Origin of the sequence: Clostridium fessum (genome assembly GCF_027698965.1) — a bacterium.
Classification (GTDB): Bacteria; Bacillota; Clostridia; order Lachnospirales; family Lachnospiraceae; genus Otoolea; species Otoolea fessa.
In genome coordinates, this window is record NZ_JAQEQF010000016.1 from 1 (window position 1) to 4,531 (window position 4,531).

Annotated in this window: 4 protein-coding genes, 2 tRNA genes and 1 pseudogene; 5 read left to right on the top strand and 2 right to left on the bottom strand. The window is 46.1% G+C overall.

Annotated features, from left to right (window positions below):
- Positions 1–82: 82 nt before the first annotated feature.
- From PG862_RS14240 to PG862_RS14250, 3 genes are all read left to right on the top strand, one after another.
- A tRNA-Pro gene (locus tag PG862_RS14240) sits at positions 83–157 on the top strand.
- A gap of 13 nt (positions 158–170) precedes the next feature.
- Positions 171–243, top strand: a tRNA-Gly gene (locus tag PG862_RS14245).
- Between the two features lie 166 nt (positions 244–409).
- Positions 410–1,030 carry a flavodoxin family protein gene (locus PG862_RS14250; protein WP_270707851.1) on the top strand — a complete coding sequence of 207 codons (621 nt, stop codon included), beginning with the start codon at positions 410–412 and terminating at the stop codon, positions 1,028–1,030.
- Positions 1,031–1,057: 27 nt separating this feature from the next.
- Here PG862_RS14250 and PG862_RS14255 read toward each other — a convergent pair.
- Together PG862_RS14255 and PG862_RS14260 are read right to left on the bottom strand one after the other, a co-directional pair.
- A pseudogene (locus tag PG862_RS14255) lies at positions 1,058–1,369 on the bottom strand (Uma2 family endonuclease); the annotation flags it as partial.
- Positions 1,370–1,744: 375 nt separating this feature from the next.
- Positions 1,745–2,731: a LysR family transcriptional regulator gene (locus PG862_RS14260; RefSeq protein WP_182428007.1), complete on the bottom strand. Its 987-nt coding sequence runs from the start codon at positions 2,729–2,731 to the stop codon at positions 1,745–1,747.
- 270 nt (positions 2,732–3,001) lie between these two features.
- Between PG862_RS14260 and PG862_RS14265 the strand changes: the two genes are divergently transcribed.
- Positions 3,002–3,577 (top strand): chromate transporter, encoded by a 576-nt coding sequence (locus PG862_RS14265; RefSeq protein ID WP_270707854.1) that lies wholly within the window; start codon positions 3,002–3,004, stop codon positions 3,575–3,577.
- Positions 3,578–3,592: 15 nt separating this feature from the next.
- Entirely contained in the window at positions 3,593–4,156 is a 564-nt protein-coding gene (locus PG862_RS14270) for a chromate transporter (RefSeq protein ID WP_107001912.1), read from the top strand.
- The last annotated feature ends 375 nt before the right edge of the window (positions 4,157–4,531 follow it).

Consider the following 4,531-nt stretch of genomic DNA (forward strand, 5'->3'; position numbering starts at 1 on the left):
AAAGATAGAGAGTAGAAGAAATTCAGTGTGCAGTTTTGAAGGTATATAAACGTTCAAGAAAATCAAATATAAACGTGGATGACGGGGTGTGGCTCAGCTTGGCTAGAGCGCCTGGTTTGGGACCAGGAGGTCGCAGGTTCGAATCCTGTCACCCCGATTCTTACAAATATGCGCGAGTGGCTCAGTTGGTGGAGCGCGACCTTGCCAAGGTCGAGGCCGCGGGTTCGAGTCCCGTCTCGCGCTCTTTTTTATTATTGCGGAAGCTTTGATTCATCAGGGTTTCCGCTTTTTTGCATTTTCATTTTTATGTAGACAGTTGTAGACACCTGAAGACAATATATACGCTTACAGACTGTTTAAAAGCAATTTGTTGGAATAAATGTATCGCAGAGTAAAAGGAGGAAACCAAATGAGCAAAGTATTAATTCTAAACGGAAGTCCACGTGTAAACGGCAACACATCCATTGCCATCCGGGAAATGGAGAATGTATTTCGAAATAGTGGGGTAGAGGTAACAACCATACAGATTGGAAATAAAGATATCCGGGGCTGTATTTCCTGTAACCAGTGCAGCGAAATTGGAAAATGTGTGTTTGATGATATCGTAAATGAGCTGGCACCTCTCTTTGAGGCGGCGGATGGCCTGGTGATTGCCAGTCCGGTCTACTATGCATCGGCTAATGCGACGCTGATTGCCTGTCTTGACCGCTTGTTTTACAGCACGTCCTTTGATAAGAGCATGAAGGTGGGGGCCAGTGTAGTCTGTGCACGCAGAGGCGGCTGCTCAGCGACTTTTGATGAATTGAACAAATTTTTTACCATCAGCAATATGCCGATCGCATCCAGCAGATACTGGAACAGTATTCACGGCTGTGAGAAAGGGGAGGCAGAGATGGATGAGGAAGGCAAGCAGACGATGCGGATGCTTGCAAAGAATATGACATTTCTTATGAAGTCCATCGAGCTTGGCAAGAAAGAATATGGTCTTCCGGAACAGGAGGAGCGGACGGCGACGAATTTTATTCGGTAAGTTTAAGGGAGTCAGAGCATTTTTGATAATGTAGTCCATGAGCCGGCTGGATAGAGATACGATTTCGAAAATGAGATCGGGAGCGCCGGAACAGCCGCGGTCGATCAATTTATTCGGATCACAGATAAGAGAGATATCAGGCTCAACCCAATCTTTATCATCCGCATCCAGATTGACAGCGAAAGGAGGCGGATAAACGCGGCATTCTCCGCCGTTGGACTCGATATAATTTCCAAGAAGGTGGGAAATCTGGTAGGAAATTTTCTGATGAATCCGGCTCGGAGGTGCCATATTATAAAATTGCCCGTCGATCAGCTCTGCATGCTGCCCGTCGGGCAATTTTCAGTAATCTTTTGAAATATAGGTATACCTATACCTAAAAGTATAACAGGAAGAAATCATTTTCAATCATCCGTACGTATTCGCAACCAATCCCAGATAACCTCAGCGTCGTATCCGGTCATATGGATAATGATGACCTGATAATCGCGAACCGTCTCATACGGAAGTTTACCGGAACCGTCATGCATCCATCACAGGAAAAGGCTGTAGCGGACGATGGCATACTCTAATGCGATCCCCTGCATCTGTAGAATCATATCTTCCAGTCCGCTGCCTGGTTCCAGTAGAGCGGAAAAGAACGCATTTGCCAGAAAATGACGAAGAGGCATCTGATAGAGCACCGATGCATTTCGAAATTTTTCCCAGGGTAGTTCAATATCGCAGATCAGTGAGCGTAGCTGCGGGAGAGTCCTTCGGAAAATTTCTGTGGACAGGATATGCATGAGGGGAGATTCCCGGGGGATTTTGAGCGGAAATATGGTTGGATGGCAAAAGTTCACGCGCCATTTGGATAAAATCCTGCATGACAGGAGACAGAAACTTGCTCTGATGCCACGCCAAATGAACGGTATTTTGAAAAGAAAAATCCGAAAAATAGATCCGGGAAATGGTACTGAGTCTCAGCTCAGCTTCGAGCATAGCGCTTGGCAGAATTGTGACGCCAAGCCCCAGGCGGACGGCTTCGAGAATGGCCTCTTGTGAGGTACTTTCCCAGGCAGGGGTGACCTCACAGCCGGTCTGGCGGATGGCATTTTGAAATACTTCATAGGAGGTGCTGCCGACTTCGCGGAAGAGCAGCGGTTGTTTCATAAATGTATTGATGGAAACGGTTTTTCCTGCCATCGGGTGTCCCGGCGCGCAGATGGCGGTGTAGTGTTCCTGAAACAGGGGAGTCAGGGCAATCTGTTCGGAGCGGATGGTTCCGCCGACGATTGCAAGATCTAGCGCCCCATTTAAGAGCATGGCTTCCGTCTGTGCGGTCGTCTGTATATGGACCTGCGTGTGTACCTGGGGATATGTCTCTTGAAATAGCTGCATGAAACGTGGTAGATAGGAAATCCCCACGTTGGTGCTGGCACCGATGCGGAGAACTCCGCTGATTCCGGAATTGGAAAATGCCAGTTCCATTTCATCGTACATCTGGATAAAATGGCGTGCATAGTCGAGAAAACGCCGCCCTTCGCCGGTAATTCGCAGACGCTGGTTGATCCGGTCGAAAAATAATGTTCCGTAGTGTTCTTCGAGCTCCCGGACGGCGGTGCTGACGGTTGGCTGCGTCAGGTAGAGATTGCGCGCCGCCTGTGTGATGCTTCCGGCGGATGCTACTTCGATAAAAATTCGGAAATGCCGCAGTGTCATGAAAACTCCTTTCCTGAATGTTTCATAAGGAGTGGGAAACATTCGTATTTGTATGTTTGTCCTACTTTTTTCCTGCCGTCAGAAATATTATTTTTGACGGCGTTGCTTTTATAGAGAATCATAGATATTTTAATAAGAACTATATATAAATTATAGTAATTTTAAAATGAATTGGCAAGTGTTATAATGGGCACAGAAAAAGTAATGTTGTTTTGCGTGAAGGAGAACTGGGAGAGAGAAAAGATAAAATAGAAAAAGGGGGAATGGCAGATGAAACAGAAGCATCAACTGCTGGTTTTATTTTTAAAAACACTTTATATCAGCGCATTTACATTCGGGGGCGGTTTTGTCATTGTGACATTTATGAAGAAATGTTTCGTGGATGAGCTTCACTGGATTGATGAACAGGAAATGCTTGATTTTACCGCACTGGCACAGTCCTGTCCGGGCGCGATTGCGGTAAATGGGGCAATTTTGGTTGGCTGGAAAGTATATGGGTTTGCCGGAATGGTGGTGGCAGTCATCGGAACGATTCTTCCGCCGATGGCGATTCTGGCGGTTTTATCCGTCTGTTACGCCGCGTTTGCGTCGAACGTCTGGGTGGCAGCAGCACTAGAGGGAATGCGAGTCGGCATGGAGGCTGTGATTCTGGATGTTTCCTGTGGGCTGGGAGTGAATGTTCTGAAGGAAAAAAAGCTGTATTCAATTGCAATCATGATAATTGCGTTCCTGGCTGATTTTGTGCTGGATGTGAATGTAATCTATATCATTGCGGCGGGTATTCTGGCGGGAACGATTCGATTTATCTGGATGAGAAAACGTGAGCAGACGGCCGGTGCGGTATAGAGGGGGAGAATAGATATGATCTATATACAATTATTTTTGAGCTTTCTGCAGATAGGGCTTTTCAGCGTGGGCGGCGGCTACGCGGCGATTCCACTGGTACAGAGCCTGATTGTGGAACGACAGGGATGGATCACGATGACGGAGTTTACGAATCTTATCACGATCGCGGAAATGACGCCGGGACCGATTGCGGTCAATTCAGCAACCTTTGTCGGAATTCGGATAGCGGGACTTCCGGGAGCGGTTGCGGCAACCTGGGGATGTATTTTCCCATCTTGTATCATTGTATCGGTATTGGCATACATATATCGGCGTTACCGTGGCGGCTCTGCGATGGGAAGTATTTTAGGCAGTCTTCGCCCAGCGGTAGTGGCGCTGATCGCAGGTGCCGGACTTTCGATGCTACTGGCAGCAGTTCTTCCAGAGGTAAATGGGGAAAGGATGATCCAGTGGGGCAGTCTGGTTCTTTTTTCGGCAGCTTTTATAGCGCTCCGTAAATGGAAACTGAACCCAATTCTTGTGATGTGGGTCTGCGGCGGTGTCAGCCTGGCAGTTAAATTGATTGAGTATCATTTGTAGAGAAGGTAGTATAGGAATAGGTAATAGATATAAATGAGAGTGTAGATGGAGAGTGAAAGCTGTATTTATGAATGGATGGAAATGGCATCGGATTCTTTTGATTCGATGCCATTTCTGGGATTAGGGGAAATAGATGCATAGACTTCAAATGGTTAGAATATTCTAAAAAAACACAACAAAATAAAAAGAATAACAAATATAGAAAAATCGTTGACAATCCTTGGAAACTCTGGTATCATAACATACGTCCTTGAGACAAGGGCAAATCAATCGAAGAAATAAGAGCGGAAACGCAAATGGGTTTCTGAGAAAGATTAAAAATAAAATAAAAAAGTTGTTGACAAAGTCAATTGCTTATGATAATATAAATAAGCT